The organism is Pseudomonas sp. WS 5078 (assembly GCF_012985745.1).
Taxonomy (GTDB): domain Bacteria; phylum Pseudomonadota; class Gammaproteobacteria; order Pseudomonadales; family Pseudomonadaceae; genus Aquipseudomonas; species Aquipseudomonas lundensis_A.
Window position 1 is genome coordinate 41,191 of record NZ_JAAQWX010000002.1, and the last position, 26,311, is coordinate 67,501.

Here is a 26,311-nt window from a genome sequence, read left to right on the forward strand (position 1 = left end):
GCGCGAGGCGGCAATCGAGGCCGCCTCGGCTTGCCCCTTACAGTTTTTGCAACTGCCCGATACGGCCCATCATTTCGGTCACGATTTGCAGGTCCAGCATGAACTGCTCAACCGTTTTGAATTCGTTGTCCGTGTGACCGGTGTATTTGACATTGGGCATGGCCAGGCCGAACTGCACGCCGTTTGGCAGCTCATGCACCGACGTAGCGCCTGCGGATGATTCAAATGTGTGTTTCATGCCCAGGTTCTCAGTGGCCACTGCCAGCAGTGCTTGCACCCACTCGCCTTCCGGGTTGCGGTACATCGGTTCGGCAATGGTGTAATCGAAGACCACAGGCGTTTGGGTGGCCTGGCTCCAGGCGCTGAGTTTGTCCGCGATTTCTTTCTTCAGCACCTCAGGCGATTTGCCTTTCGGTACACGCAAGTTAACCGCCAGTTTCAAGCCCTTGTCGTCCAGCCCGACATAGGTTGGCGAAGTGGTCAGCGGGCCCATGAACGCATCGGAAAACCCGACGCCGAGTTTCTTGCCCGTGTAATCCAGCCCCCAGTTATCAGCCCCATAGCGGGCGGCATCGGTGATGAAGTTGGATTTCAGCGCGACGCTGCCGTTCAGGCCATTGATAAAGTCCAGCATGCGGGCCACCGGATTGACGCCGGATTCTGGCTCGGAGGAGTGGGCCGATACCCCGGTAACCGTCAGTTGTACGTCCTTGCCCACGACCTTGGCATTGATGTCAAAATCGCCACCGTTGCGCTTGGCATACGCGGCGCCAGCTTTGTTCAGCTCAGCGGCCACCTGTTCAGGTTGATCGGTCACCAGCGTGGCCACCGAGGTCGACGGGATCTGGTTTGTCGCCATGCCGCCTGTCAGCGAGACAACCTCGGCACCTTTGCCTTGCGCGGCGCGGCGTGCAAAGTTGGCCATCACGGTGCCATAGCCTTTTTCTGCAATGACCACCGGGTAACCGCCGTCCAGCGCAAGGTTGTACTGAGGCGTCGGGTTGTGATCGAAGTAATACGGAATGGCGTCGCCAGACGTTTCTTCGGTGGTGTCGACCAGCAGTTTGAAATTGCGTGCCAATGGCAGCTTTTCTTCTTTGATGACCTTCATTGCATACAGCGTGACCACGATGCCGTTTTTGTCATCTTCTGTACCGCGGCCATACATGCGGTCGCCGATCAGCGTGACCTTGAAGGGATCAAGCCGCGTGCCGTCCTTGAGCACCCAGTTTTCAGGCGTGACCGGCACTACGTCGGCGTGCGCATGGATGCCGACGACCTCGTCGCCCTGGCCGTCGAGGGTAATTTCATAGACGCGGTTATCCACGTTACGAAATTTCAGGTCGAACGCGTGCGCCAGTGTTTTGATCTTGTCGGCAATCTTCAGGAATTCCGGGTTCTGGTGCTGGGGAACACCTTCAACGGTGACGGTCGGGATGGCCACCAGCTCACGCAGGGTTTCGGTCGCGGCCTTACCGTACTTCACCCGTGTGTACAGGCCGAGCAGGCGATGGATTTCATTCTGCTGCTCAGCATTGAGGGGTTTGTTGTCGAGGAAGGTGGTGATCGTGGCGTTCAGGTTGTCCGCCTTGGCCAGATCGCTATCACCCAGGCGGGTGAGGAACTGTCTGAAATCAGTGACGGAGGCGTCACTGAAATTTTTCAGAATCGCCGCGCTTTGCGCGGGAGTGAGATTGGCGTGGGCGACTGTGGTGTATGAAGACAAACTGGCCATGACGAGGGTCGCGGCCGCCAGCTTTTTCAGGGAGAAATCCATTACAGGGGCATTCCTTGGCAGGTGATGGTTCAGTAGAACGTTGACTTGCAACAAAACGTTTCCAAACTAACACTGCATCGCCTGCGCAGGGAGCCCTTAAATGCGATGTGTCCCACAGAAATGCAAACGCGGCGGCCCCCAGACGCGAGCGCAGTGCCCGGGCTTGAGCCGTTACGCCGCTCTTTCAGGCCTTTATTTGCCGCTGAGTACCCCGCCCTGCAATGACGTGTGGCGCTTCAACCTGTAAGGGTCTGCTCCGCTGTTTTCCACGAGTGTTCGCTGCCGGTATCAATTTCAAATTTGCGGGCAAACGGGAAGTAATGGTCAAAAGCGGTATTCAGATTCTCGAGATACACCGCATCCGCCACGCTTGATTGTTCAAATACGGTTTTTCCTTGCACCGCCTGAAAAGCCGTTTCGTAGCAAACGCGTCGCTCTTTTGACAGCACATCGTTGAGCAGCGTGGGACCGGTGAGTCGAAAGTACGTTTCGAAGTACGCCTGATACTCCTTGCGCGCCTGTTCCAGGGCCTGTGATGAAAGCTGTTCATCAAGGGTGGGCCTGGGTTTGAGGTAAAACGTCTTATTGGCCATAAAGCGGTTGTGCATCTCGGTACTGATGGCCGTTAGCAGAGGGTTGTTGGGTTGCGTGGCAAAGTGACTGCTGTTGTAACCGTGGAAATTTATATCCGCCAATGTGACGAGGTTGCCTAACAGCAGATCGTCGGGCGCGGCTTTCAACTCGGCAGCGTTTAAAGAACCTTTGATTACGTCATCCAGGTCCATATAGATACCGCCGTAATAGTTGGTCAACGGAAAACGCACCACATCGCAGGCTGAAGCATACAGCTGACTGGCGGATTCTTTGATGAGCGCATATTGCTCAGCGTTCGGGCTGGTTTTGAAGACGGCATAGAACGGTTCGTCCTGAAGTTTTGAAACGATGAGCCCTGGCGCCCGCTCGTTGCACAGCTGTTTGATGGTTTCAAAAAGGGGGGCGCTGACATCCAGGTGCAAGGTTGAAATGAACCCGGGGGAGCGTGTCAGGTTGGTCGCAATATTGCTGATCAAGTGCAGCTCAGGCGCGCGGGTACCGATCCAGATGTAGTGAATATTAGTGGGGATCGCCACGGCATTCTCCGGCACTTTGGGTAAGGTCGGGAACGTGAAGGATTTCAGACGGGTCGGTGTAGGCGTTCGCGATTTATGAGTATTGAAGGCGTCGACCGATCCTTTTTCCCATTGCCCAATGTCGCTGCGCCAGACCGGCTCCCCGAGGCTCGTTTCCCGCAGATGGCGCCAGGCTTCCAGGTTGGCATCGTAGGCAACCGGCAACACGTACCCCTTGTAGCTCACCATATACGCGCCTTCTATCTCGATGATGCCATCCATGGGAAGGCTGATCTGCCGGGTCAGTGGCTGAGCCCGTGGCGGAGAGCCGCCCGCTAAACCGGCCACAACCAGTTCCCATTCTTGAGCAAGGGTGTCAAAACGCACGGCCGGGCCTTTTTGGTCCCCGTTGTAAATATGTGGAACGCGACTGCCTGGCGTATGTGCAAGGGCAAACACATTGCCTTGCATTTTTATGTAGTCCTTACCGGCCAGGTGGTAGATGTAATCACTGTACGTTGCAGTGGAAAGATCAACGTCAGGTTGGTGAAACCGTTGTTGTTGGCGCACATCCAGTTTTCTGATGCCCTAGGAAAAGTCCGGTTTGAACGGATTCACTGCGCGTTGCAACGGGCCGAAGCTCGTTGGCTGAATGGAGGACCCCGCGTAGGCAATCGTCAATGCGTGTCCGGGGTCCAGTTGGGTTCTGAGGTGTGCAAGTGCAGGCACGGTCTTTAATTTTTCGCGTAGCAACAATGTGCGTTGCAAGTAACCGAGGCCTTTGAGCCCCCCCAGGAATAACAAGCCGACTAAAGCAAAGGGATTGGCGGCCTGGGCAATGCCTTTGGACAACGAAATGACAAAAGCCCTTGAGCCGTAGGCGGCCCGCATGGACAACAGGGCGGCCCGCGATACGCCGAACGACGTACTTCTGACCACGATTTTGCCGAGTATCAGGGACGCTCGGTAGCCACTGAACAGGGCTTTGCCGAAGGGCAATACAAAAGCCAATATTTCAAGCAGGGCGCTGAACAGGGTGGCTGCCGTCACCTCGTCGTTTTCGATGTCCCGGTAGAGCGAGTAGAACGGAATGATCATTCTGAAAATCAGTTCTGTGCGGGCGGCAAGTTCATTTTTATAGGCTTCGTAAGGGGTTACATGGGCATACAGCGGGCGGGCAGACGTGATGGCCAGACTGAATACCTTGTCTACCATTAACTCGCTGAGTCGCTGAATGCGCGTGTTCTGAGGCATATCTGCAGAAGGCTCCCACGTAAAACTCAATGTCAGTCGGGGCCTGCCTCGTGTTGAACCTGTCATGCCTGTGGTGTAAGCGTCCACGTCCAGTTGCGGCAGCCCTTCAATCGTGTGACCGGTCCGGAGAATGCCTGAGGGGTCAAACGAGGCATACATCGCCATGCCTTCCCCGTTAGGCGCTACTTTCCTGATCGTCCCGGAGGGGCAAAACACTTCGAACACATAGGAGTCGGTGGGGTGCGTACTGACGGCCAGTAAACCGAAATAGCACGGGGTGTAGTTCCAGTTGTTCTCGACATCAAACTCCAGACTTAAAAAGTGGTTGGCGCTTAATAATTGAGCACGTTGTTCCGCCGGTAAGTCATTGATCGCATGCCTTAATTTCACTACCAGAGCCTTACGGTGCTCTGCCTGGTAAGTATCGTAGGCCGTGTTGAAGGCCCGGTTGAGCGTGCAGCCGGCGAGTCCCCGGGTATCAAAGCCCAGTACCTGATCATCGAATTCGCTGTCTTGGCCACACGTCATGTATTTCTCCAGCAATGACATGCGCATGTTGCGGCCGCGAGATTTAAACCGGTTGACGAAATAGTGATGGATCTGTGGCTCGGTGAAGGCGCGCCTGACGTCAAGGTCGTGTCTTGGGTGGTGTTGCGCTATTTGCTGCAGCGCCATTTTTTTTCGATCGGGAGGTGGTTGCACCAGCGAGGTCATGGCCCGGGCATGTTCCTCCTCAAGCTCGGTCGTGTACTGGAACGCGGTCATTACATCTTCAGAGGTCACGTCGGCCATCGGCGTAAATGGAATAGCCCCCCTGCACATGGCGAAGTGCAGAACAGGTGTTTTGCGCAATACGCTGATGGCCGTTGTCTGCTCGGAGGTAAGCGTTTGGGAAAGGGTCGACTGGTGCAGTTGCACAAGCCGCGCGTAACCCATATCAATGGCCGCTCCCGCAAAGGCCAACTCAGCCATTGCAACGGCATGCCTGAAGTCGATGGCCTGTTTGCTGTTGGCGTAACGCAAATCATGGGGAGCGTCAAAGATGAGCAGTTCTGGGCAATAACGCGGTGCCAACACGCCCAGCGCGAGATCAACTTCTTGATGAGACGTGCATTTGAGCGTGCTGCGCAGGTGCTCCATCAGTTGCGTGCGCACGGCCTCAAGCGTCAGGTTTCCCAGCCTGGGCGCATTCAGGTTAAAACCGCAAAGATGCCCTTGCCAGTGAGTTGCCGGCGGGTACAGGTAGTCGGTGAGGGTCGAGACCGTTAATGCCCTGATCAGGCCGGGAGTCGCGTTATTTCGTTCAATGTCTGTCCAGGGCGCTGCGCTCAGGAGGGCTGTTTCCAGCCGATGAAACGCGGGTGAATCCACCAGCACGGTCATGCGTTGATTAAGGGTTGCGCCTTGCAGACCCGAGCCCGCTATTGAGGGATCGGGGAACAGCGTATCGACCTCAAGCGCACCGGCCAGCGCCGCAAGGTCAGGCACGTTAAGGCCACCACCGATCAGGCCATGCACGGTTGACGACAACGTCGTTGAAACCTGCCGTGCCTTGTCAATGTCGTGAGGTTGAACAGCGACTTCAGGGCTGTGTGCGGAGAGTGTTTTGGCGTCGGTCAACAGCAGGCTGGACGTGAAGAAGTGGTATTCAGGGGAAAAAAAGCGGGCATTACGAATCGACTGCTGGGCGGCAAAAAAAATCCTGTAATGGCGGCTGTTGATGCTCGGCACCGAACGATCGTGGCGGGTGCATTTATGGGTCAGTGTCAATGCGGATTGCCCGCTCACGGTCTGGGCATTGGGAATATAGTCACTCAGCTCGCCCATCACCCCGCGCAGGACCGCCTGCGCAGTGGGCGAGGTGAACACTTCAAGGGTCAGCGCGCGAAACTCGGTATCGCGGGTCAATGTTTGTATGCGCGGCGGGGCGGTAAATACCGCTGACAGATCAATGATCGGCACCTGGGCGCTGACAGGTAACGCTTGATCCGGATGTTGCTGAATGTAAAAGGCCCGCGCGATCTCTTCAGGTGTCACACGGTCGAGCAGCTTGGCGGTTCGAGCTGCCAACACGTTGTGTACCGGCAGGTAGGATCTGCGCTGTATGGCGTCATCCAGCCTTTGAACCAGCGCTTGCGGTGACCTGAACAAACCAAGCACTGTCGCGTGTTTGAAGAAGTATTGAATGTCGTTGCCGTGTTTTTGCCGTTGGTCAGCCGCCCATTCTTTGAAGGCATCGCCGGTCAGGGTCTGTGTCCTGAGTTTTTTAGGGCTGTCTTCGCTGAAGAATGCAGTTTCAGCGTAATCGTGGGCGTCCACACAGGGTAGCCAGGCGCGAAGTTCATCGCGGTTGTTGAAGCGGCGATTCATCTCATCTTTAAGGGCCTGTGGGGTGTCAAATTCCTCAAGGCCCTTGTGCAGCGAATACACAATGGCCTTTGTCGACTCAGTGCCCGGTGTGTCCTGCATGAAAGCCAGGACTGAAGACAGTAGGCGAGGCGCTTGAGTACTGACGTTCTGGATAGCCAGACGCACCACTTTGACGTGGGCAGAACCAGGCCGCGCTGCGCGGTCGGCGGCGACCGGATGATCAATCACCTGACGTATCAAGGCAGCACCGTCGGGCGAAAGGGAGCCGTCTGCGGACAGCAACCGGATTTCGGTTTCCAGTTGCCCCTTCAGCGCCTGAACGAATGCGTCCTCATTTGAGCAGGGGGGGACGTCATTGTCAGCGCAGGGACGAGCCCAGTAAGTGTTCAGGGTTTCGACATAGGCAGTACTCAGTTGTTTGAGTCGCTGCATGAAGTGATTGTATTGCTGCGGGCTAACGGCGATCTCTGACTCGGCCTTTGTGGCGTCCGATGACCTGAACCGGATGTGAGTGGGATGGGCACCGGTGGCTGTATCCGTGGGGCTCGCCTGGGAACCCTCAATCAATGTTGCCAGTGTTCGAACGGGCAGCGTCGGGTTGACGTGGTCAGTAAATACCACGCTTTGCAGGTCAGGTAGCAGAAAGCCTGCCGGCAGTGCAGGAAAGGCGGCGCCCAGCTCGGCTCGTACGCAATCAAGGAGGCTGGGCTGCGCGGCCAGCAACCCAGGCAGGGGGTTGTACGTCGTCAGCGAATCGATCGCCAGTTTCTGGGTCGTGCGGGTGCAGTGCCTGTCCAGGATGTTGGCAATGAACGAGAGGGTTGCAGGATGGGGGCGGGGCAGTGCCGACAACCGGGAAATGATCCCGTTTTTGAATTGTGTTCGTAATGCCGGTTCGGGGCGTGTGCCGGGATAGTGGGTGTCTCCGGCGTTGGCCGCCCAGATCAAATTGGCAAGTTTAAGCAGCAGCGCGCCGACGTCAGGGTGTTTTACGGTGTTGGCCGGGACAGCCAGCAACCTGGCCACTGCTTCCTTGACGGCGACTTGCGTACAAAATGTCAGCAGAAACAGCCGGTCAGCGCAGTGCTCGGGTGTGAGCGTGGGGCTTTCGAGCTTTTGCAGCAAATAGCTGAGCAGGTCCATGGCCAGCTCGGCTGCCACGGGCGGGTTGCGCTCCACATAAACGAAGCCGACCGCGTCGGCGAGTTCATAAACGCTTATGCGTTCAATGATGGGTAAGGTTTGATGGTTCACAGGTGGCCCCTTGCCGTTGAGCTTCAAAATCTCAACGTAAGAGGTTTTGGCGTGGGGCAAGCGGTAGTTAAGTGTTTACAGGTATCTTTTGCTGACTACCGGGCAGGCCGGTGTGCACACCGGCCTGCCTCCGTGCACAGGTCGTTATCGGGTGATGTGCAACTGCCCCTCAGAAATTGACCGTGGCACTCAAACGGGCCGTCAAGGGCGCGCCCTGGAACACGTAGTTGTCGCCCATGTAATCCCCGACATCGCGCCAGTAACGTTTGTCGAACAGGTTGTCGACGGTCAGGCGCACCACCGTGTCATACCCCTCGATACGCGTGCTGTAGCGGCTGCCGAGGTTGAACACGGCGTAGCTGGCAGCGTCAACATTACCCTGCTGGTTGGCGTATTTTTTCCCGCTGTATTGCACGCCTCCCAGCAACGCCAGGCCGTCGACCCACGGCAGGGCGTAGTCGCCATACAGGCTGGCGCGTAGGGTCGGGACATTAATGGTCTGGTGCCCTTCGTAGTCCGGCGTGCCGCTGCCCGAAACCCGGGCACGGATCGCCGCAACACTTGCGGATACCTGCAGACGTTGAGTTACCCAGCCATTGGCTGCCAGTTCCAGCCCGGTGTTTTTCTGCTCGCCCTGTTGCACGAAGGTGAAATGCCCGGCGCCGTCAGGCTGGGAATACTGGTACGCCTGGCGCAGCTGGAACAGCGTCGCGCTGAGGCTCAGGCGTTGCCAGTCGTATTTGATCCCGGCCTCAATCTGCCGTGAAACGCTGGGCGGCAAGATGTCGTAGGCATTGCTGGCAAACCACGGCGCCGTGCCGCCCAGCGACAAGCCTTTGCTGTAGCGGGTGTACAGCGACAGGTTTTGCAGCGGTTTGTAGATCAGTGCGGCCTGCGGCAAGAATTCATAACGCCGTGTGTGGCGGGTGGTAACGCCGCTGCTGTCGAAGGATTTTTCGTCCAAACGCACCTCGCGCCCGCCCAGCACGGTCTGCCACTGCTCATTGAAACGGATGCGGTCATTGAAAAACACCCCGTACTGGCGGCTGTCGAGGCGGCGCTGGCTGTCGTTCAGGGCGCCGGTGTAGCGGGGGAATTGCTCGGGTTCGGCATCAATGTTGCCGCTGCCGATCCACGCCATGATCGACTCCCGGTTATTGACCACACGACGAAACGCGCTGCTGCCCACTGTCAGCTCATGGCCTAACGCCCCGGTGTTGAAGGCGCCGCTCAGGGTGGCTTGCACCTCGTCATTGCGCCGGGTGTCGTCGGGGCTGCGGAAGTCGTAAATGCCGTAACCGCCTTCAGGGCTGAAATAGTTGCCTTGCGAGCAGGCGTCACCCTGCGTACAACCGCCCCAGGCAAAGGCGCTGTAGTCGTCAATGACGACGTTGCTGCGCGACGCACTGAACGTGGTTTTCCAGTTATCGCTGAAGCGGTACTCAAGGTTGCCGTTGAGGTTCAGCGAGTCGATGGTCACGGGTTTTGAGCCGCTTTGGTGGCCAAGCAGTTTTTTCGGCGAGGCATGGCGCGGCAGTTCTGTACCGCCTAAGAGCTGGTAGCCGGGCACCGAACGTTGTTCTGTGGTTTGGTACTCGGCATCCAGTTGCAGCAGCATATCGGGGTTGATGTTCCAGTCGAACGCCAAAGACACAAAGTCGCGCTGGCCGTTGGCGTGTTCAACGTAAGAATGGATGTCTTCATGGGCCACATTGGCCCGCAGGCCGAACTGTTGTTCACTGCCGAACCAGCCGCCGACATCGGTGGCAATGTAGCCGCTGCCCCGGTCGTCGGTGGACACCGTCACCGAACGCACATCGGCGGCACGCTTGGTCACGTAGTTGACCAGCCCGCCGGGTTCCGACACACCGCTTTGCAGGCCGGACAGGCCTTTGAGCAACTCCACTTGCTGCTTGTTTTCGAGGCCGACGTTTTGCTCGCCGGTGATGGTGCGCCCATTGATCTTGTAACTGCTGGCCGCGTTCAACGAGAAACCGCGCACCACGAAGTTCTGGTAATAGCCGACAGGGGCGTAGCTTTCGCCCACTGATGCATCATTTTTCAACACATCGCTGAGCAAGCGCGCTTGCTGATCCTGGATCAGCGCTTCAGTGAACACAGAAACAGCCGCCGGGGTGTCCAGCAAGGGCGCCGCCTCAAATCCGCCCACTGATGCGGTTTGCGCCTGATACCCGACGCTGTCTTCGCCCGTCACTGAAATGGCAGGCAGCTCGGTTTCGCTGGCATGCACCGTTTGAAAAGCGCTGGCAACCAGCAGGCTGAAACTCAAGGTATTGAACGCAAAACGCGGCAAAGGCTTACCCATGAAAACTCCTGAACGTCCCGGCCTTGCACCCACCCACAGGCTCGCGAGCAACGTTGCCGTTTTCGCCAGCATGCGCGTATTTGCACAGGTCGATAGGTGCCTGGCTGATGGCCAGATCTTTGAGGCGCGCAGGGTAGCATCTCTGACCCGCCGACTCAGGCACTTACTGAGCCCCATCCGCAGTGGGTGATAACGTCACCTACCCACCGCCGAGGTCTCTTGCGTGTGACAAAATGCCTCGCTGCTAACATCAATGGGCACGAACGGCGTTTTGAGAAGCCTATAGAATGCCGCACTGTTTTGCCTCGGGCCGTCAACCCAGTCACCTGGCACGTGTTGTGAATGCAGGACGTGTGTGCCAGGGAGGTCGCCCCAAGGACCTGTTCGATCATCGATAGCGAGTAATACATTCTTTAAATGAGCACTCCCAACGTTTCATCCTCTGCCAATTGGCAACCGGTCATCGCCCTGGCGCTCGCCGCGTTTGTGTTCAATACCACCGAGTTCGTGCCGGTAGGGCTACTGAGCGCCATTGGCGCCAGTTTCGACATGACCACCGCCAGCGTCGGGTTGATGCTCACGATTTATGCCTGGGTGGTGTCACTGACCTCACTGCCCATCATGTTGCTGACGCGCAACGTCGAGCGCCGCAAACTGCTGCTGATCCTGTTCGGCATGTTCATCGCCAGCCACGTGCTGTCCAGCCTGGCAGCCAACTTTGGCATCCTGTTACTCAGCCGTATCGGGGTAGCGTTGTCCCATGCCCTGTTTTGGTCGATTACAGCGTCACTGGCGGTGCGGCTGGCGCCAGAAGGCAAGCAAGTGCAGGCGCTGGGGTTGCTGGCCACCGGGACGTCGCTGGCGATGGTATTGGGGATTCCCCTTGGCCGGCTGCTGGGCGAGGCGATGGGCTGGCGCACGACATTTCTGGTAATTGCGGGCCTGGCGCTGGCCCTGGTGTTTTGGCTGGCCCGTAGCCTGCCGTTGCTGCCCAGCCAGAACTCGGGTTCGCTGCGCAGCTTACCGGTGTTGTTCAAACGTCCGGCCTTGGTGGCGGTGTACATCCTGACTGCGCTGGTGGTCACGGCGCAGTTCACCGCTTATAGCTACATTGAGCCGTTTATTCAGACCGTTGCCGGGATGAGTGGGAATGTGGTGACCCTCATCCTGCTGTTGTTTGGTGGCGCAGGGATCATCGGTTCGCTGCTATTCAGCGTGCTGCATCGCCATAGCCCGCAGCGCTTTCTGATCGTGGCGGTCTCGGTGCTCGCGGTGTGTCTGGCGCTGCTGCTGCCGTTGAGTGGCAAAGAGTCGTATTTGGCAACCCTCAGCCTGTTTTGGGGCATGGCCATCATGTGTTTCGGCCTGGCACTGCAGTCGCGGGTATTGTCGCTGGCGCCGGACGCCACAGACGTAGCCATGGCCATGTTTTCCGGCATCTACAACATCGGCATTGGCGGTGGCGCCCTGCTGGGTAGTTGGGTGGGTGTACACGCGGGCTTCTCTTACATTGGTGTCACCGGTGGCGGCTTGGCCGGTGTGGCCCTGGCCATTTATTGCGTGAGCATGTACCGCATCAGCCGTTCGGCAGGGCAAAACCCGCCTGCCGAATAAATGGGCCAGCCTCTGACGCGTCTGCGCCGGAGGCTGTTGCGGCTCAAGCCTGACGCTCGCCTGCCTCGGTCCTGCGGGCGAGGGGCGAATCGACAGGGTTGAGCGATGCCCGCCGTGCTTTTGGTCGGGCGGGCAAGACGGCGTCCTGCAACACACAGGCCGCCGGGTGCTCAAAGTACAGGTGCGGTGTGACCTCGCGGTCCTCCACCAGCGTGCCTTCGGCCAAGACCACCACGCGTTGGCAGAAGTGTTTGACCAGGCTCAAGTCATGGGTAATCAGCAAGAACCCCGTCCCCGACTCACGGCGAATGTCAGTCAGCAGTTCGAGAATTTGCACCTGCAGCACTCGGTCGAGATTGGACAGGGCCTCGTCCAGGATGATCAATTTAGGCGCCACTGACAGGGCCCGTGCGATGCCGGCGCGCTGTAATTGGCCACCACTGAGTTGGGCGGGGAGTTTGTCGCCGTCCGCAGGCAGCAACTTGACCTGAAGCAACAACGCGTCCACCCGGTTTTTGCACGCCTGTTCACTCATTTGCGCCAGATGCCGCAAAGGCTCGGCGATGCTCCAGCCGATGCTGCGCTGGGGGTTGAAGGCAGTCAGGGCGTCCTGAAAGACCATTTGTACCTGTTGCAGGAATGGCTTGTCAGGGCCTTGTAGCGGTTCCCCGCGAAAGATGATGCGGCCCTGTTCTGGCGTCTCCAGCCCCATCAACAAGCGGGCAAGGGTGCTCTTGCCACTGCCGCTACTGCCCAACAGGCCGAGGTTTTGACCTTCGATCAGTTCCAGATTCAGCCCCTGCAGCACCTCCACCCGGTGCCGTTTACTGAACATGCCGCCTGCCGTGTAACCGTGGCGGATGCCTTCTACCTGTAGAAAACTCATGGCGCGTAGGCCTCCCGGGTCAAGGTGCGATGCGCGGCCAATAAGGTGCGCGCCTCGGGGCTGTGGGGGGATTCAAACAATGTGTGCACATCGACGTGTTCAACGATTCGGCCCTCTGCCATCACGCTGACCTGCTCGCAACTGCGCGCCACCACGCCCATGTCATGGGTCACCAGCAACACGCCAAGGTTGTGGTTCAGCACCAGCCGTTCCAACAGGTCGAGAAAGCGCGCTTGTGCCACCACATCCAGATCGCTGGTGGGTTCGTCGGCCAGCAGGAAACGGCTGTCGGCCAAGAGCGCCAGGGCAATCATCATGCGCTGCAACATGCCGCCGCTGAGCTGGAAAGCAAACGAATCCAGCACGCGGTCCGCCTCCTTAAGCCCCACCTCGTGCAGCGTGTCAAGGATCAGGTCGTGCGCCGGTTTACCGTGCACGTCCCGCGCTTCAAGGGTTTCCAGCGCATGCTGGCGCAACGAACGTACCGGGTTGAACGCACTGCGCGGGTTCTGAAGCACCAGCGCCACAGCCCGTCCGCGCAGTTGGTGCGGTTGCACCGGGTGTCCGTCAAGGTGCAGCGTTGCGCCAGTGCGGTGCACGCCGGGGGGCAGCAGGTCGAGGATGCCGGCACAGGTCAGCGACTTGCCCGATCCGCTGCCGCCCACCAACCCATGAATGCTGCCCGCCCTGAGGGTCAGGTCGACCCGGTCCACCAGCGTGCGCTGCTGATGGCTGAGGGTCAGCCCCTGTAGCGTCAATGTGTCCTTCATTCCTTGATCTCCGCCAGAACGCTGGGGTCGAGGCGATCGCGCAAGGCATCGCCCAACAGGTTGAAGGCCATGACCGCGAGGAAAATCATCAGCCCCGGCCACAGCAGCAATTGCGGATGAGTCCAGATGAACTCCTTGGAATCGTTGATCATGACGCCCCACTCAGGCGTCGGCGGGCTCACACCCAGGCCCAGAAACGACAACCCGGAGACGTGCAGCATCATGTGCCCGATGTCCATCGAGGCCAGCACCAGCAATTGCCCGACCACGTTGGGCATGATGTGCTGGCGTAAGCGGGTCAGGCGCGAGGCCCCAGCCAGGCGCGAGGCCAGTACGTAATCGCGATTGCGCTGGGCGATCACCATGCCGCGCACCATCCGCGCGTACCACGCCCAGTGCGAGAGGGCGATAGCGATGATGACGTTGGTCAGCCCGGTGCCGAGCAAGGCGATCAAAAAGAACGCCAACACCAGTGTCGGAAAGGTCAGGAACATGTCGCACACGCGCATAAGGAACATGTCCAGCTTGCCCCCGATCACGCCTGCGATGCCGCCTATTACCACCCCGAGTATCAAGACCAGCCCGAGGGTCAACACCACGCTGCCCAATGACAGCTGAGTGCCGACGATCAATCGCGACAGCACATCACGGCCCAGGTGATCGGTGCCCAGCCAGTGGGCTGCACTGGCAGGCAGCAGGCGGTCGTCGAGATTGACCAGCGTCGGGTCATACGGCGTCAGCCAGGGGCCGAACAGCGCCATGACCAACAGCAGCGCGACCAATGTGAGCCCTACGTGCAGTCCGCGTCCGGTGCGGGGCACTGTTGTTACCGCTATCGCCGTCATGCCATCACCCCCGATAAGCGTGTGCGCGGGTCGAGCCACGCATAACAGATGTCGACCACCAGATTGCACAGCACCAACAACGTGGTGAGCAGCAGGGTGAAGCACTGCATCACCGGGAAGTCGCGGTTGAGTACAGCACTCACGGCAAAGCGCCCCACGCCGGGCCAGGCAAAGATGGTTTCGATCACCAGCGCGCCGCCGAGCAATTCCCCGATGTGCATACCGGTGGCGGTCACCAGCGGCATCCAGGCGTTGCGCAGGATATGGTCGCGCCACACGCGGCGTTCATTCAGGCCACGGGCTCGGGCATAAAACACGTGGCGGTGCTGACGCACGTCCAGCAAGCTGGCCCGCAGCAGGCGGGCGTTGATCGACATCGACATCAGCGCGATTGCCAATACCGGCATGATCAGGTGCGCAGCGTCACCCCGTCCCATCGGCGGCAGCCAGCCGAGCCACAGCGACAGCAAAGCGATCAGCAAAAAAGCCAACCAGAAGTTGGGCATCGATACCCCGATAAAGGTCACAACCCGCACCACCTGATCCGGCCATTTACCTTGCCAGCGGGCAGCGATCAGGCCCAGAGGGATGCTGAATGCCAGGGTGGCCAGCAGCGCAAGGCCGCCCAGTTGCAGAGTGGCAGGCAGGTAATAGAGCAAGTCATCCAGCACGGGGCGGCCGGTAATGTAGGAAATCCCGAAATCCAGGTGCAGGGCGTTCCAGATCCACGTCAGGTATTGCTCCGGTAATGGGCGATCCAGCCCCAGCGCCTGACGTGCTTCGGCCAGTGCTGCATCTGTGGGTGGAATTTGCGACAGGCGCAGGTAATCCAGCGCCGGGTCGCCGTTACCCAAATGCAGCAAGATGAACACGATCAGCGACACCCCAAGTAGCACCGGGATCAGTAGGATCAGACGCAAAGCGATATATCGCAGCATGATTAAGGCTTCCCGCTGGCTGGGCGCATGACGTCGAACGGCACATCAAACAGCGTGCTGCCAAACTGCACATTGTCGACGCTATTGCGGCTGACACTGATGGCCGTGAGGTAGGAAATTGGCAAATACACTGCCTGATCCTGCAGGGTGGTGAGGATCTCGCGGTAACCCTCGGCCCGTTGTTTCTCGCGGGTTTCGCCCAGTACCTGGGTGATCTTGCGGTCGATGGCGTCTTTCATCGGCAGGCCGCGCTGGGCCATGTAATCGGCGTGACCGGCATAGCGCATCGAGCTGACAAAAGAATGCGGGTCATACGGTGCGCCCCACGTGTCCGCGAAGATCATGCCAAAACGTCCTTCACGCTGACGCTGTACCAACGCGCCGTCTTCTTCCGCACGCAATTGCACCTGCATGCCGACTTTGGCCAGTTCTCCCTGAATGATCTCGGCCAGACTTTTTTGCAGCGCGCTGGTGCCCAGAAACACCAACTCAACGCTCAGCGGTTGGCCGTCCTTTTCCCGCACCGATTTACCAGCAGGCAGCGTCCAGCCGGCCGCTTGCAAACGTTCGCGAGCCTTCTGCGGATCGAAGGTCAGTGCTTTGAGCCCGAGGTCGGTGTAAGGCAGGTTATTGGAAAACAGCGCATCGGCGCGCGGCTCCAGGCCATACAGCACCTTGGCGATCAGGGTGTCTTTGTCCACGGCCTGATTGATTGCTTGGCGCACCGCCAGATCGTTGGTCGGCACGCGGGCAGTGTTCATCGCCACCAGCCGGGTTGCCAGGGGGGCCGAGAGTGCAGTCTTGAAGCCCGCGTCGCGCAAGCGCACGAACGTGCCGGAAGAAATCTCGCCGTCGGCGCCCTGAATCAGGTCGATTTCACCCGTTTGCAAGGCGATGGCGCGGCTGTCAGGGTCTGAGATGACTTTCACCAACACCGAGCCATACGCGGGTTTCTCGCCCCAGTATTGATCGTTGCGGGCAAACCGATCGAATTCCCCGCGCCGGGTTTCTACCAGCGTCCAGGGGCCGGTACCCACGGGCGCACCTTTTTGGGCGTGCGGCGCACCAAAACGCAGCGGACGCACCTGCGCCAGTTCCATCAGGGTCGGGTAGTAGGGGTGCTTGAGCACCAGCACCAGGGTGTGCGCGTCCGGTGCTTCAACCCTGTCTATAGTACTCACCAGTTCCATCCATTGATGGCGTTTGGCATTGGCCAGTACCGCGTCAAAGTTGGCTTTGGCGGCTGCGGCGTTGAACGGGGTGCCGTCACTGAACGTCACACCTTCGCGCAGGGTGAAGGTGTAGACCTTACCGTCGGCAGACACGTTCCAGCCTGTCGCGAGCCAGGGTTCCAGTTGCCCGGACCGGGTATAACGTACCAGCGGTTCATAGACCATGGCCTGGGCATACATCTGATTGGGCGAGTAACCCCGAGGGTCAAGGGGCCCAGCATTGGCAGGCCAGGAGTAGGTAAGCGTCGGAGTATTGTCCGTGGCATGAGTGGGGGTGATACCGCTGCACAGGCAGCAGCTGATAAGCCACAAGCCAAGCTTCTTTTTCATCGACGGCTGCTTCAAACTGGCGCTCCCTCTAATGATGGCACTTTAGGTTTCATGCAACGGGTATGAAGTCTATGTGAAAAGTTCATAAACGCGAGGCAAGATCCATGCAAAGAGTCACCATCTCTCTGGACGACGCCTTGTTAGCCGTCATTGATGAGCGCGTCGCCACCCATGGCTATCAAGGACGATCCGAGGCGATTCGCGATTTGTTGCGCGCCGGGTTGCTGGAGCCCGAAGCCACACATCCCGACGCCAGCTGCGTTGCCACCCTGAGCTATGTGTATGACCACGGCACCCGTGAGCTGCCTAAACGGCTCAACACGGTGTTCCATGAACATCACGACTTGACGCTGTCGACGCTGCACGTGCACCTCGATCAGGGCCGGTGCATGGAAGTGTCGGTGCTCAAGGGTTCAGCCAAAGAGGTCACAACGCTGGCGCGTCAAGTGATGGCTGAGCGTGGCGTGCGGCATGGCGCTGCACAGATCATCCCGTTGCCGGTTATTGACGACCCCCATTCGCATTGATCGGTAGGTTGGCTGTGGAGGCGTGAGCATGGGAGCCAAGGATGGGCTTGGGCATTACGATCAGCATTAAATGCCTACCCAACCCCAGAGTGGACAGCAGCGAAGACGCTAAAAACGCATTGAAAGGTTTGCAATGCAGCATTGGTCATCACGATCAATACGTGGGAGAGGGGAGAGGGGAGCGGTGATGCGTGATGAGCGCTTCTTATGATCATGTTTTTTTGGTAGGGCTTGTAATGGACGTCGACGGATTTAATATTGAAGAGAGTGAAATTAATGCGTCACTGACCTTGTTCAAATCTGTGAGCAAATAATCGATCTGTTTTAATGTGGTGCATGCCAGTCGCACAGGTGTTTCAGGGAGGAGGGATATTATTTCACCGTTAATATCCTTCAGGAAAAGTAACATGCGCGAGCACAAAAACCCCAGGCTGCTTCCTGCCAAGCGAGCGTTCACATGCAATTCGCGCAGTGCTTTTAAATAAATGTCGTGGGGTTTGGTACAGACATCGGGCAGGCAATACAGGGCCAGGTGATTGTCGATCATGTCGGTGCTGAACAAGCCGTCGTAATAGTAGATTTCGAACTTCGACACGCAGGGGGGGCAGGCGCAGATAGCGGTTCGTAATGCATCAATGAAGTGGGTAAGAAAAGAGTGGGTGAGGTTTGAGTCTTCCTCAACGATTTGCTCAAGTGTGACGCCTGTGAAGGTACATTCTTCAATCAGTGAACTCAGGTTTTTCAGCAGGTGCGCAATGTCGGTATGGTCAAGGCGCTCTTGCGTGCCTGATAAAACAGGTGTGAAGTGTTGCGCATTAAGATCTTTGATCAAGGCGCTCTCTGCGGCACTCGAGAGCGCGTGCACTTCGCGGTCGAATGTCTGCACAAAATCCCGTAGTTGCCGGAATAGTCGACTGCCCATATTACCCAGTACGGGTAACAATGTGAGGATGGCTCGCCAATTACTTTCACTCGACGATGCGGTGCGTGCCAGTACGGGCATATCAGGAGGAGAACGTAATTCATGGCCATTATTTCGGTATGCATCTGAGCGTGCTTGAATCTTCTCTGAAATAGCGGGGAACTCGCTCAGAAAATACAAGTAACCTTTTAAAGCAGCACAGGTGTGCGCCTCGATTAATATGTCATTCATTAGGGGGGCACTAACAGCAGAACGACTGCCCTTCGCTATGGCGTCAGGCACAGAGCAAAGCTACAGTCGTTTAATAAAATTATTGCCAAGGCGAATAAAGTAGCAGCTCGATGAGCTGCACCTTACCAAGGCTTTGAAAGAGGGGTTAAAAACTCAATAAATTGTTGTGCTTCTGCGGGAAGGTCCAGGTCAATGCGCGTTGTAAATAATTTAAAGGCCTCGATAATGCGCTGGTATTCGCCAACAAACGCTTGCAATGGCGGGAGCATGGCATGGATGGTGGTGATGAATTTTATCTGGCCGTTGAAGCAGACGACGTGTTCATTTTTAAGCGTGATGAGTTTTTGTTGAGCTGTAATTTTAGTGACCAGCCTGTCTCGTTGTTGCAGCAAATCTAAAAACCGAATGCTTTCACCGATATGTTCGATGGTTTTTTTCAATTGTTCGATCGCGAACATGACGGCTTGTATGTTAGTAGGAGAAAGTCCTAGCGCCGTGATGTTCTCCAGCGTTAACGTTATGTCCTTGCCAATTTTTTCAATGCCGCCCTGGGAGAGCACATCAATGGCAGCGGTAAGGGTTTGTCGCTGCTCTTGAAGTTTTACTTCTTGCTCACTCAATAGACCCAGGGCAGCTTTAGCGTCAGCGAGATCCTTTTCAGACTCTTCGAGGTAGCCCTGCGTCATATTCAGCACTGAAGGCGTTTTGAGGCTTGATAGTTGACGGGACAGTACGTCTGTCGACGCGTACAGAGTGGATTTTACTCTGGCCGGTAGATTAGCCAGTGCAGTGTTTGTATCGGCTGTTTCCTGCGCAGTGCGCGCACCGGTTAACGATGCCTCGAAATAGCTCAATTCTTTAATGTTTTTTTCGAGGCCCATCTTTGCCGAGAGGGCGGTGTCACGAAGCGCCTGGCCGCTCTTGTTCATATTGAGCGTTAACGTCTGAAATTGATCATGCAGTGCTGGCAGGTAATTAAGTGTTGTAAAGAGGGCGTCGGCACTGCTGGCGTGGTCGCTCATCAACCTGATGCTCTGCGCCATGAGTGTGAGGTCAACGGAAGGGTAAGTAGTCGTGGTCATGTTACATTTCCTTGGGGGTTAGTGTTGGTTGTCGTTAATATAGTTTTTTTTGTATTCCTCTTCCGCCTCTTTAAAAACAGTAATGAAGATGTCAGCTGTTTTTTCAATGTGCCTCCATGGGTCAATGACGAGTTTGAATTCGGCCATAAACAGCCCCAGGCTTAAGGCGTCGTTAATGGTGTCTATTGAACTTTGCGATTGCTTTACATATTGGTATATGACATTCCAGACATGCCTTAGGTTTTGTGTTGCCACATCGGCGTCAAAGGTAACAAGTTGAAGGTTTTGCAAGTACCGTTTCATATGATGGAGGGAGGCAAGGGTTTTGTCTTTTTTGCTCAGTTTTTCAATGTCGAGTTTTTGTGCTTCAGATAATCGGTTGCGTTCGACCCTGACCCCGTCCGCCTCGACGCCTACATAGATGCCCATTACAAGGCCTGGCAAGTTAAAAGACAGCGCATTGCTGATCGATTTTTCTACCAGTGCTTTGTACTCTTTGCTTTTTTCATCAATGAGCAAAGAGCGTGCGTCAATTGCGCTTTTAAGGACTTCAATGTCGGCCTGGACCGAATTGTTACTGACCAGTTGTAATTGCGTTTTTATTTTGGGTACTACGCGATTGTGTAAGGTGTCGCTGAAATCGGTGAGTTCTTTGTGGACGTTCTGGGTGTCTTCCAGGTTGTTCTTGACTTTGTCGAATATCGTGGACAAATAGCTGCCCAGATTTTTTTTGGTGTCTTTTTCAAGTTCTATGTCGGGAAATTTCTCACCTGAATTAACCTCGATTTCTTTTAACTGGGCGAGCGTTTCGACCTGATTGACTTCAAGGAGTTTTTCAAGTTTTTTGACAGAGAGAATGCCGTCATAGAGCTGAGTTATAGAATCGCCATAGACACTCATGCTATGAGCAAAGATCCTGAGCTTGGTGCCAGTGAGCTTCATCTCGTCATACAGCGGAGACCACTGCAAGGCATGGTTACGTGTAAGGGTGAACAGGTCCAGGAAGTTTTTGTATTCAAGGCCAGGACCAACGTCATTCACGTCACCGTAGTTTAGATAGTTCTGTACATCTTCAAGCGTGCTCGGTAATTCCAAGGCGGCCGCTTCATACCGTTTGATGCTGATGATTTCCTCTTTTGTGAGTAAAAGTCCAGGCGCTCGACTGACGTCATCCTGATCGGCTGCGGAAACGCTGGTTAGTACTTTAGGTGCGTTTTGTGCTTGATAAATAATCTCTTCATAAGAGAGGTTTTTAACCGTATTTTCTGTTGCTGTATTGGGGTTCATAGTTAGCCTTAGCGTATTCTGACAGGCGGGTGATGGAGGTATAAATAAGGTTTGGGTTGCAGTTGTTTTAATGTGTTAATTGAACTCTAGATCACGTCTATATAAATGCCACCGCGTCACCGTTGCGCGGTGGTAGATGCCTTGGATGTATAGACAGCATGGAGCGTTGCCGCTTAGTTGTGTCAAATCATTGAATGAGAAGGTAATATTTTTGCAGTGCTGTAAATCTCACGCTGCAAAATTAGTTGATAACGTTGTTTTTCTGAAGTGGCTACGCCTGGACATGACACTTCCTACGTACTAGGGAGTTATAAATTAAGTTAGGTGATGACAAGGGCTGACGAAGCCGCGTGAAAATCACCTCAACTATCGGTTCTTGGCTTAAGGAGTAAAATGTTGGGTGCTTATTTATTGAGTAGAACCTGAACGAAATAACAGGGTTTTGAGGCCAGGGTGTCTTCTGCAAGCTCCAAACAAGGTAGCGAGCGGTCTTGCATAAAAAAACGTGAACAGAATTACTCAGTGGTTATAGGGGGCTGACGATTCTTATCTGCCAGGGTTGTCAGCTGCACGAATACCCTATGACAAGAAGTTTCAGGCAGACTGTAGGACGTTTCTGGAGATCAATTATGGAAAAGTCGAGATTGAGCGGCTTTCCTCCGATCTGCCCGATGGTGGCGGGCCGTAACGCCTGTTGCGTCGGGCCTCCTGATGAGGGCGTTCCGGGCATTGCGTCCCCATGTCCATGGGTGAGCAACACCGTCTAAGTTTTTTGCGAGAGGGTCGCAGTTTGACGCGGTGGAACGCCTCGCCAGGCCGTTACGGATGGCGCCTAGGCAAAGGGAGTCATGGCCCAATGGGCAGGGTCGACACGTCTGAAGTTGTCCATCACGTTTTGACAGGGAATAAAGCATGTTTCATGGGGTCACTGCATTTATCGCGTTGTACGTCATCGGGCGTTTCATTTGGCCGCTACGGGTCAGTACCCTCAGCAAATGCGTGCTGGGCGTGTTGCTGTTGCTGGTGGCCGAGCATCATCTGATTACCCGAAATATGTTTGGCAGCATGGCTTCGCCCGAAATACCCGGCGAGGTACTGATGGCATTGGGTTGGGCGTTTGGCAGCCTTATCGTACTGGCGCTGCTGCTGTTGGCGCGCGATGTGCTGGGCCTGTTGACGTGGCTGGTCTCTCGTCAACGTGGCCGTGAACTGCTGCGCAATCGGCGCCTTAATGCGGCGTTGGGCATCCTCAGTGTCGGCTTGGCGTTACTGGGTGTGTGGCAGTCGATTCGTGTCCCGGACATCAAAAGCATCGAAATCACCTTGGCGCATTTGCCGCAGGAAATGGACGGGTTGCGCATTGTGCAATTGACGGACTTGCACGCCAGCCGATTGCTGCAAGCACCGTGGATGCAGGCGGTGGTGGATAAGACTAACGCTCTGCAACCTGACCTCATTCTGATCACCGGCGATCTGGTGGACGGCTCCCCGCAAGCGCGCGCCAACGATGTGCAACCGCTGCAACAATTGCGCGCCCGCTATGGGGTGTTCGCCATCGCGGGTAACCATGAGTACTACGTCGATTACGTGCGCTGGTTGCCGGTGTTTGAGCAGTTGGGATTGCAGATGCTGCTCAACCGTCACGTGCTGGTAACCCATAACGGCGGTCAACTGTTGGTGGCCGGCATCACCGATAAGGCGGCTGCACCGCTCAGGCTGCCACTGCCCGACGTAGCCACGGCCTTGCGCGATGCCCCCGAGCACGCGCCGGTGATTCTGCTTAGCCATCGGCCAATTGGTGCCGTGGCCAATGCCAGGCAGGGTGTTGACCTGCAACTGTCGGGGCACACCCATGGCGGCCAGATCCTTGGCGCGCACCTGTTGGCGCAATGGGCCAATCAGGGGTTTGTGTCAGGCCTTTATGACGTGGAAGGCATGCAACTTTATGTCAGCAACGGCACCGGGTTGTGGAACGGCTTTCCGATCCGGTTGGGGCGCCCGGCAGAAATCACGCAGATCACCTTGCGCGCGCCCGCTATCCAGCATTGATCCACCCCAGCGTCAGGGCGCTTAACAGTGCATAGCGAACCCCTTTGGCCAGCGTCACAATCAGCAAAAAGCGCCAAAGCGGTTCGCGCATCACCCCGGCGATCAACGTCAAAGGATCGCCAATGACCGGTACCCAGCTCAACAGCAACGACCAGCGCCCATAACGCCGGTAAAAACGCTGTGCTTTCTCCAGCTTGGCCGCGGTTACAGGAAACCAGCGTTTGTGACGAAACCGCTCGACCGAACGCCCCAGCAGCCAATTGAGCACCGACCCCAGCACATTGCCAGCCGTGGCCACCAGCAACAGCAGCGCCACACTGTACTGCCCTGACCACAACATGCTCACCAGCACCGCTTCAGATTGCATCGGCAACAATGACGCTGCACCAAAGGCGGCAATGAACAGTCCGATGTAACTGGTTAATTCGAACACGTGAGTGTGGCTCTGAAAGCTATGCACGGGATAGCAGTGGGCGGCTTTTTAACATCAATCGCCTGGCCTGCCCATAAAAAAGGCGCTGCCAGGGCAGCGCCTCCTGTCTAGGCCAGATCAGCGGAACTCAAACAACTCCACGTGCAAATTCTGCTCCGGCACGCCGCAATCACGCATCAATTCGCGCACCCGCTGCAGCAGCCCTTTTGGTCCGCAGAAGCTGATATGCACGGTCTCGGGCGCGGCGCCCTTCAAGCACTGGCGCAGGTGATCGGCCAGTTGTTCTGTGCCGCCGCTGTTGGCCAAAAAGTGCACGCCACGTTGCTGGGCAACGCTCTGTAACTCTTCGGCAGGCGGGAAGGCGCGAGCAGGGTTGAAGCAGTAAATCAGGGTTGCTTTGTCAAAGTGCTCGCCGTGGGTGTCTTGCAGCCAGGCGATAAAGGGCGAGATACCGACACCGGCGCCAATCCAGATTTCTTTTGCTGCCCGGACCGGGCGTTTGAAGCGGCCGTAGGGCGCATAGATGTCGGCCACCATGCCGATCTTCACCTGGTCATGCAGGGCTTTGGTGTAGTCGCCCAAGGCCCGGATGACAAAGTCCAGCTGGCCGTTTTCGCGGTGGGCGCAGGCGATGGTGAAAGGGTGAGGTTCGCGCAGGCCCTTTTCTTTAAAGGACAGGAACGCAAACTGCCCGGCCTTGAAGGCAAAGCCCTTGCCGATTGGGGCGAAGGTCAGGTGCAGCGCGCCTTTATCGTTGCGCACGTTGATCACTTTGTATTCCCCGGCACGGGCCACAAACGGGTAGAGCAGGAGCTTGTAAAGCGCCGCCGCCACGCCCAGGCCGCAGAGCACGCTTAGCCAGATGCCGACAGGGCTGAACAGGGTGATGGGGGACTTGAAGCTGAGCCAGTGCAGGATGACGATCAGAAACAGTGGCCCGGACAGTTTGTGCCACCAACGCCATACGCTGTAGGGGATATTGCGGTTCAGGGCGAGCAGCACGATCATGCCCAGCGCCACGTAACTCAGTTGGCGCACCATGCGCGTCCAGTATTTGGACATTTCCAGAATGGGCACGCTGTTCCACACGTCCAGATTGGCTTTGAATACGAAGTGATAGGACGCGAACACCAGCGCCCAGATCCCCAACCATTTATGTGTGTCATAGACGCGGTCCAAGCCGCCAAACAGATTTTCTACCCCTCGCCATCGGCTGGCCAACAGGCAGGAAACGGCCATGTACGCGAGGGCCGTGGTGCCGAGGATCAAGCTCAGCGTGGCCGAGGTCAGCCAGGTGTCGGCAGGTATCTCCAGCAACAGTGTCAGTGCGGTGATCAGCAAGATACCGACGAGGCAGTGCCAGTTCTTCACGGGTTTCCTCCAATCATCAAAGCGTTAGGGTCAAGGCTCAAATCCGTCCTTCCTTGGGGATTCAGGCCGCCCGGAGTATAGCGGGATGCGTGAAGACGCCCGTGATCCCGGTCAGGCCGGGGGCAATTAATCGCACTGCACCCAATGCCTTGCCCAGGCTGTGCAATGGCGGTCGGTTTCAACCGGTTTCGCCGCGACAACGGATGAGAGCGGATCTGACCAATTACAGGTCGGATTCGCGCAAAAAAAGCGCGTTGGCTTCTGTTCGAATGACCCTCAACGACCCGCCCGCTGGCGGCTTTTGATCCTCGACGCAGACACAGGTAAATGCCATGCACATGCCCAAAACCCTTCAGATCAAAAACGGCGAAAAAGTGACCCCGACTTTCTCGGCTCATGAGTATGCAAACCGTCAGGCCAAGCTGCGGGCCTACATGGCCAAGCACGACATCGACGCGGCGGTGTTTACCTCGTACCACAACATCAATTATTACAGCGACTTTCTGTATTGCTCCTTCGGACGCAATTATGGGTTGGTGGTGACCCAGGACAAGGTTGTGACCATCAGCGCCAACATTGACGGCGGCCAGCCTTGGCGCCGCACCGTGGGCACCGAAAACATCGTGTACACCGACTGGCAGCGCGACAACTTCTTCGTCGCCATCCAGCAGGCACTGCCGCGCGCGGGGCGCATTGGTGTCGAGTTCGATCACCTTAATCTGCTCAACCGCGACAAACTGGCGGGCCGCTACCTGGACGCGCAACTGGTGGACATTGCCGCGCCCTGCATGCGGATGCGCATGATCAAGTCGGCCGAAGAACACGCGATCATCCGGCAGGGCGCCCGGATTGCCGATATCGGTGGCGCGGCGGTCGTTGAGGCGTTGCGCGATCAGGTGCCGGAGTACGAAGTGGCATTGCATGCGACCCAGGCCATGGTGCGCGAAATCGCCCGCACGTTCCCGGATGCCGAGTTGATGGACACCTGGACCTGGTTCCAGTCAGGCCTCAACACCGATGGCGCGCACAACCCGGTCACCACACGCCGCGTGAACAAGGGGGACATCTTGAGCCTCAACTGCTTTCCGATGATTGCCGGGTATTACACGGCACTGGAGCGCACGCTGTTTCTCGACCATTGCTCCGATGAACACCTGCGCATGTGGGAGGTTAACGTCAAGGTTCACGAGGCCGGGCTCAAGCTGATCAAACCGGGCATGCGCTGCTGCGACATCGCGCAGCAGCTCAATGAGATATTTCTGGAACACGATTTGCTTCAATACCGCACGTTTGGTTACGGCCACTCGTTTGGCACCCTGAGCCACTATTACGGACGAGAAGCCGGGTTGGAGTTGCGTGAAGACATCGACACCGTGCTGGAGCCAGGGATGGTGGTGTCCATCGAGCCGATGATCATGATTGAGCAAGGCCGTCCGGGTGCCGGAGGTTATCGCGAGCACGACATCCTGATCGTCACCGCTGACGGCAGCGAAAACATCACGCACTTCCCGTATGGCCCGCAACACAACATCATCAAGCGTTAAACCCGGCGGCCGCAGCCTGAGGTTCAGGCAGCGGCCAACCGGTACTGGCACATGCGCGCCCAGACGCGCAGTGCGTTTTGACCCATTACCCCTGCCTAGAACAACCAGAATGAGGGTAGTTGTCATGTCCTGTGTCCCGACGTTTTGCCAAGCCGTTACC

At 56.9% G+C, this 26,311-nt stretch carries 18 protein-coding genes; 4 read left to right on the top strand and 14 right to left on the bottom strand.

Annotated features, from left to right (window positions below; translation table 11 throughout):
- Window positions 1–37: 37 nt before the first annotated feature.
- The 4 genes from HBN68_RS03405 to HBN68_RS03420 all read right to left on the bottom strand — a co-directional run bounded on the left by HBN68_RS03405 (window position 38) and on the right by HBN68_RS03420 (window position 10,090).
- Complete coding sequence (locus HBN68_RS03405; RefSeq protein WP_169962644.1) at window positions 38–1,777, bottom strand: dipeptidase; 1,740 nt, start codon at window positions 1,775–1,777, stop codon at window positions 38–40.
- 236 nt (window positions 1,778–2,013) lie between these two features.
- Window positions 2,014–3,456 carry a glycosyltransferase gene (locus HBN68_RS03410; RefSeq protein WP_169962646.1) on the bottom strand — a complete coding sequence of 481 codons (1,443 nt, stop codon included), beginning with the start codon at window positions 3,454–3,456 and terminating at the stop codon, window positions 2,014–2,016.
- A gap of 18 nt (window positions 3,457–3,474) precedes the next feature.
- The gene (locus HBN68_RS03415; RefSeq protein ID WP_169962648.1) at window positions 3,475–7,764 is read right to left on the bottom strand and encodes a DUF6543 domain-containing protein; all 4,290 of its coding nucleotides are present in this window, start codon (window positions 7,762–7,764) and stop codon (window positions 3,475–3,477) included.
- Window positions 7,765–7,933: 169 nt separating this feature from the next.
- Window positions 7,934–10,090: a TonB-dependent siderophore receptor gene (locus HBN68_RS03420; RefSeq protein WP_094994374.1), complete on the bottom strand. Its 2,157-nt coding sequence runs from the start codon at window positions 10,088–10,090 to the stop codon at window positions 7,934–7,936.
- A 417-nt stretch (window positions 10,091–10,507) separates the two neighbouring features.
- On the opposite strand from HBN68_RS03420, the gene HBN68_RS03425 reads away from it, so the two are divergent.
- A complete protein-coding gene (locus HBN68_RS03425) occupies window positions 10,508–11,704 on the top strand; it encodes a sugar transporter (protein WP_094994373.1) in 1,197 nt (398 codons plus the stop codon).
- A 43-nt stretch (window positions 11,705–11,747) separates the two neighbouring features.
- On the opposite strand, the gene HBN68_RS03430 is transcribed toward HBN68_RS03425, so the two are convergent.
- Genes HBN68_RS03430 through nikA form a run of 5 tightly spaced genes read right to left on the bottom strand, consistent with a single transcriptional unit; the run spans window position 11,748 to window position 16,705 of the window.
- Complete coding sequence (locus HBN68_RS03430; RefSeq protein WP_169962650.1) at window positions 11,748–12,590, bottom strand: ATP-binding cassette domain-containing protein; 843 nt, start codon at window positions 12,588–12,590, stop codon at window positions 11,748–11,750.
- On the bottom strand, window positions 12,587–13,360 hold the full coding sequence (locus HBN68_RS03435; RefSeq protein WP_094994371.1) for an ATP-binding cassette domain-containing protein: 774 nt from the start codon (window positions 13,358–13,360) through the stop codon (window positions 12,587–12,589). Before HBN68_RS03435 ends, HBN68_RS03430 begins: the two co-directional genes overlap by 4 nt.
- Window positions 13,357–14,205: a nickel ABC transporter permease subunit NikC gene (nikC, locus tag HBN68_RS03440; protein ID WP_169962652.1), complete on the bottom strand. Its 849-nt coding sequence runs from the start codon at window positions 14,203–14,205 to the stop codon at window positions 13,357–13,359. Before nikC ends, HBN68_RS03435 begins: the two co-directional genes overlap by 4 nt.
- On the bottom strand, window positions 14,202–15,143 hold the full coding sequence (nikB, locus tag HBN68_RS03445; protein WP_169962654.1) for a nickel ABC transporter permease subunit NikB: 942 nt from the start codon (window positions 15,141–15,143) through the stop codon (window positions 14,202–14,204). Before nikB ends, nikC begins: the two co-directional genes overlap by 4 nt.
- A gap of 2 nt (window positions 15,144–15,145) precedes the next feature.
- The gene (nikA, locus tag HBN68_RS03450; RefSeq protein WP_262373408.1) at window positions 15,146–16,705 is read right to left on the bottom strand and encodes a nickel ABC transporter substrate-binding protein; all 1,560 of its coding nucleotides are present in this window, start codon (window positions 16,703–16,705) and stop codon (window positions 15,146–15,148) included.
- 104 nt (window positions 16,706–16,809) lie between these two features.
- On the opposite strand from nikA, the gene nikR reads away from it, so the two are divergent.
- Window positions 16,810–17,232, top strand: coding sequence for a nickel-responsive transcriptional regulator NikR (gene nikR, locus HBN68_RS03455; RefSeq protein ID WP_094994368.1), 423 nt, complete (start codon window positions 16,810–16,812; stop codon window positions 17,230–17,232).
- A 211-nt stretch (window positions 17,233–17,443) separates the two neighbouring features.
- On the opposite strand, the gene HBN68_RS03460 is transcribed toward nikR, so the two are convergent.
- From HBN68_RS03460 to HBN68_RS03470, 3 genes are all read right to left on the bottom strand, one after another.
- Window positions 17,444–18,385, bottom strand: coding sequence for a hypothetical protein (locus HBN68_RS03460; RefSeq protein ID WP_169962659.1), 942 nt, complete (start codon window positions 18,383–18,385; stop codon window positions 17,444–17,446).
- A 122-nt stretch (window positions 18,386–18,507) separates the two neighbouring features.
- Window positions 18,508–19,467, bottom strand: a complete 960-nt coding sequence (locus tag HBN68_RS03465) for an alpha-xenorhabdolysin family binary toxin subunit B (RefSeq protein WP_169962661.1) — start codon at window positions 19,465–19,467, stop codon at window positions 18,508–18,510.
- Between the two features lie 18 nt (window positions 19,468–19,485).
- Window positions 19,486–20,754, bottom strand: a complete 1,269-nt coding sequence (locus HBN68_RS03470) for an alpha-xenorhabdolysin family binary toxin subunit A (RefSeq protein WP_094994365.1) — start codon at window positions 20,752–20,754, stop codon at window positions 19,486–19,488.
- Window positions 20,755–21,666: 912 nt separating this feature from the next.
- On the opposite strand from HBN68_RS03470, the gene HBN68_RS03475 reads away from it, so the two are divergent.
- On the top strand, window positions 21,667–22,803 hold the full coding sequence (locus HBN68_RS03475; RefSeq protein ID WP_169962662.1) for a metallophosphoesterase: 1,137 nt from the start codon (window positions 21,667–21,669) through the stop codon (window positions 22,801–22,803).
- Here HBN68_RS03475 and HBN68_RS03480 read toward each other — a convergent pair.
- Window positions 22,790–23,236, bottom strand: a complete 447-nt coding sequence (locus tag HBN68_RS03480; RefSeq protein WP_169962664.1) for a YqaA family protein — start codon at window positions 23,234–23,236, stop codon at window positions 22,790–22,792. The two genes, HBN68_RS03475 and HBN68_RS03480, sit on opposite strands and share 14 nt — an antisense overlap.
- A 117-nt stretch (window positions 23,237–23,353) precedes the next feature.
- Window positions 23,354–24,607 carry a ferredoxin reductase family protein gene (locus HBN68_RS03485; protein WP_094994362.1) on the bottom strand — a complete coding sequence of 418 codons (1,254 nt, stop codon included), beginning with the start codon at window positions 24,605–24,607 and terminating at the stop codon, window positions 23,354–23,356.
- Window positions 24,608–24,939: 332 nt separating this feature from the next.
- Between HBN68_RS03485 and HBN68_RS03490 the strand changes: the two genes are divergently transcribed.
- Complete coding sequence (locus HBN68_RS03490) at window positions 24,940–26,151, top strand: M24 family metallopeptidase (protein ID WP_169962666.1); 1,212 nt, start codon at window positions 24,940–24,942, stop codon at window positions 26,149–26,151.
- Window positions 26,152–26,311: the final 160 nt, after the last annotated feature.

Coding starts and splice junctions, on each gene's coding strand:
- HBN68_RS03405 (WP_169962644.1), bottom strand. CDS start 1,777: ATGGATTTCTCCCTGAAAAAGCTGGCGGCCGCGACCCTCGTCATGGCC.
- HBN68_RS03420 (WP_094994374.1), bottom strand. CDS start 10,090: ATGGGTAAGCCTTTGCCGCGTTTTGCGTTCAATACCTTGAGTTTCAGC.
- HBN68_RS03425 (WP_094994373.1), top strand. CDS start 10,508: ATGAGCACTCCCAACGTTTCATCCTCTGCCAATTGGCAACCGGTCATC.
- HBN68_RS03430 (WP_169962650.1), bottom strand. CDS start 12,590: ATGAGTTTTCTACAGGTAGAAGGCATCCGCCACGGTTACACGGCAGGC.
- HBN68_RS03435 (WP_094994371.1), bottom strand. CDS start 13,360: ATGAAGGACACATTGACGCTACAGGGGCTGACCCTCAGCCATCAGCAG.
- nikC (WP_169962652.1), bottom strand. CDS start 14,205: ATGACGGCGATAGCGGTAACAACAGTGCCCCGCACCGGACGCGGACTG.
- nikB (WP_169962654.1), bottom strand. CDS start 15,143: ATGCTGCGATATATCGCTTTGCGTCTGATCCTACTGATCCCGGTGCTA.
- nikA (WP_262373408.1), bottom strand. CDS start 16,705: ATGAAAAAGAAGCTTGGCTTGTGGCTTATCAGCTGCTGCCTGTGCAGC.
- nikR (WP_094994368.1), top strand. CDS start 16,810: ATGCAAAGAGTCACCATCTCTCTGGACGACGCCTTGTTAGCCGTCATT.
- HBN68_RS03460 (WP_169962659.1), bottom strand. CDS start 18,385: ATGAATGACATATTAATCGAGGCGCACACCTGTGCTGCTTTAAAAGGT.
- HBN68_RS03465 (WP_169962661.1), bottom strand. CDS start 19,467: ATGACCACGACTACTTACCCTTCCGTTGACCTCACACTCATGGCGCAG.
- HBN68_RS03470 (WP_094994365.1), bottom strand. CDS start 20,754: ATGAACCCCAATACAGCAACAGAAAATACGGTTAAAAACCTCTCTTAT.
- HBN68_RS03475 (WP_169962662.1), top strand. CDS start 21,667: ATGTTTCATGGGGTCACTGCATTTATCGCGTTGTACGTCATCGGGCGT.
- HBN68_RS03490 (WP_169962666.1), top strand. CDS start 24,940: ATGCACATGCCCAAAACCCTTCAGATCAAAAACGGCGAAAAAGTGACC.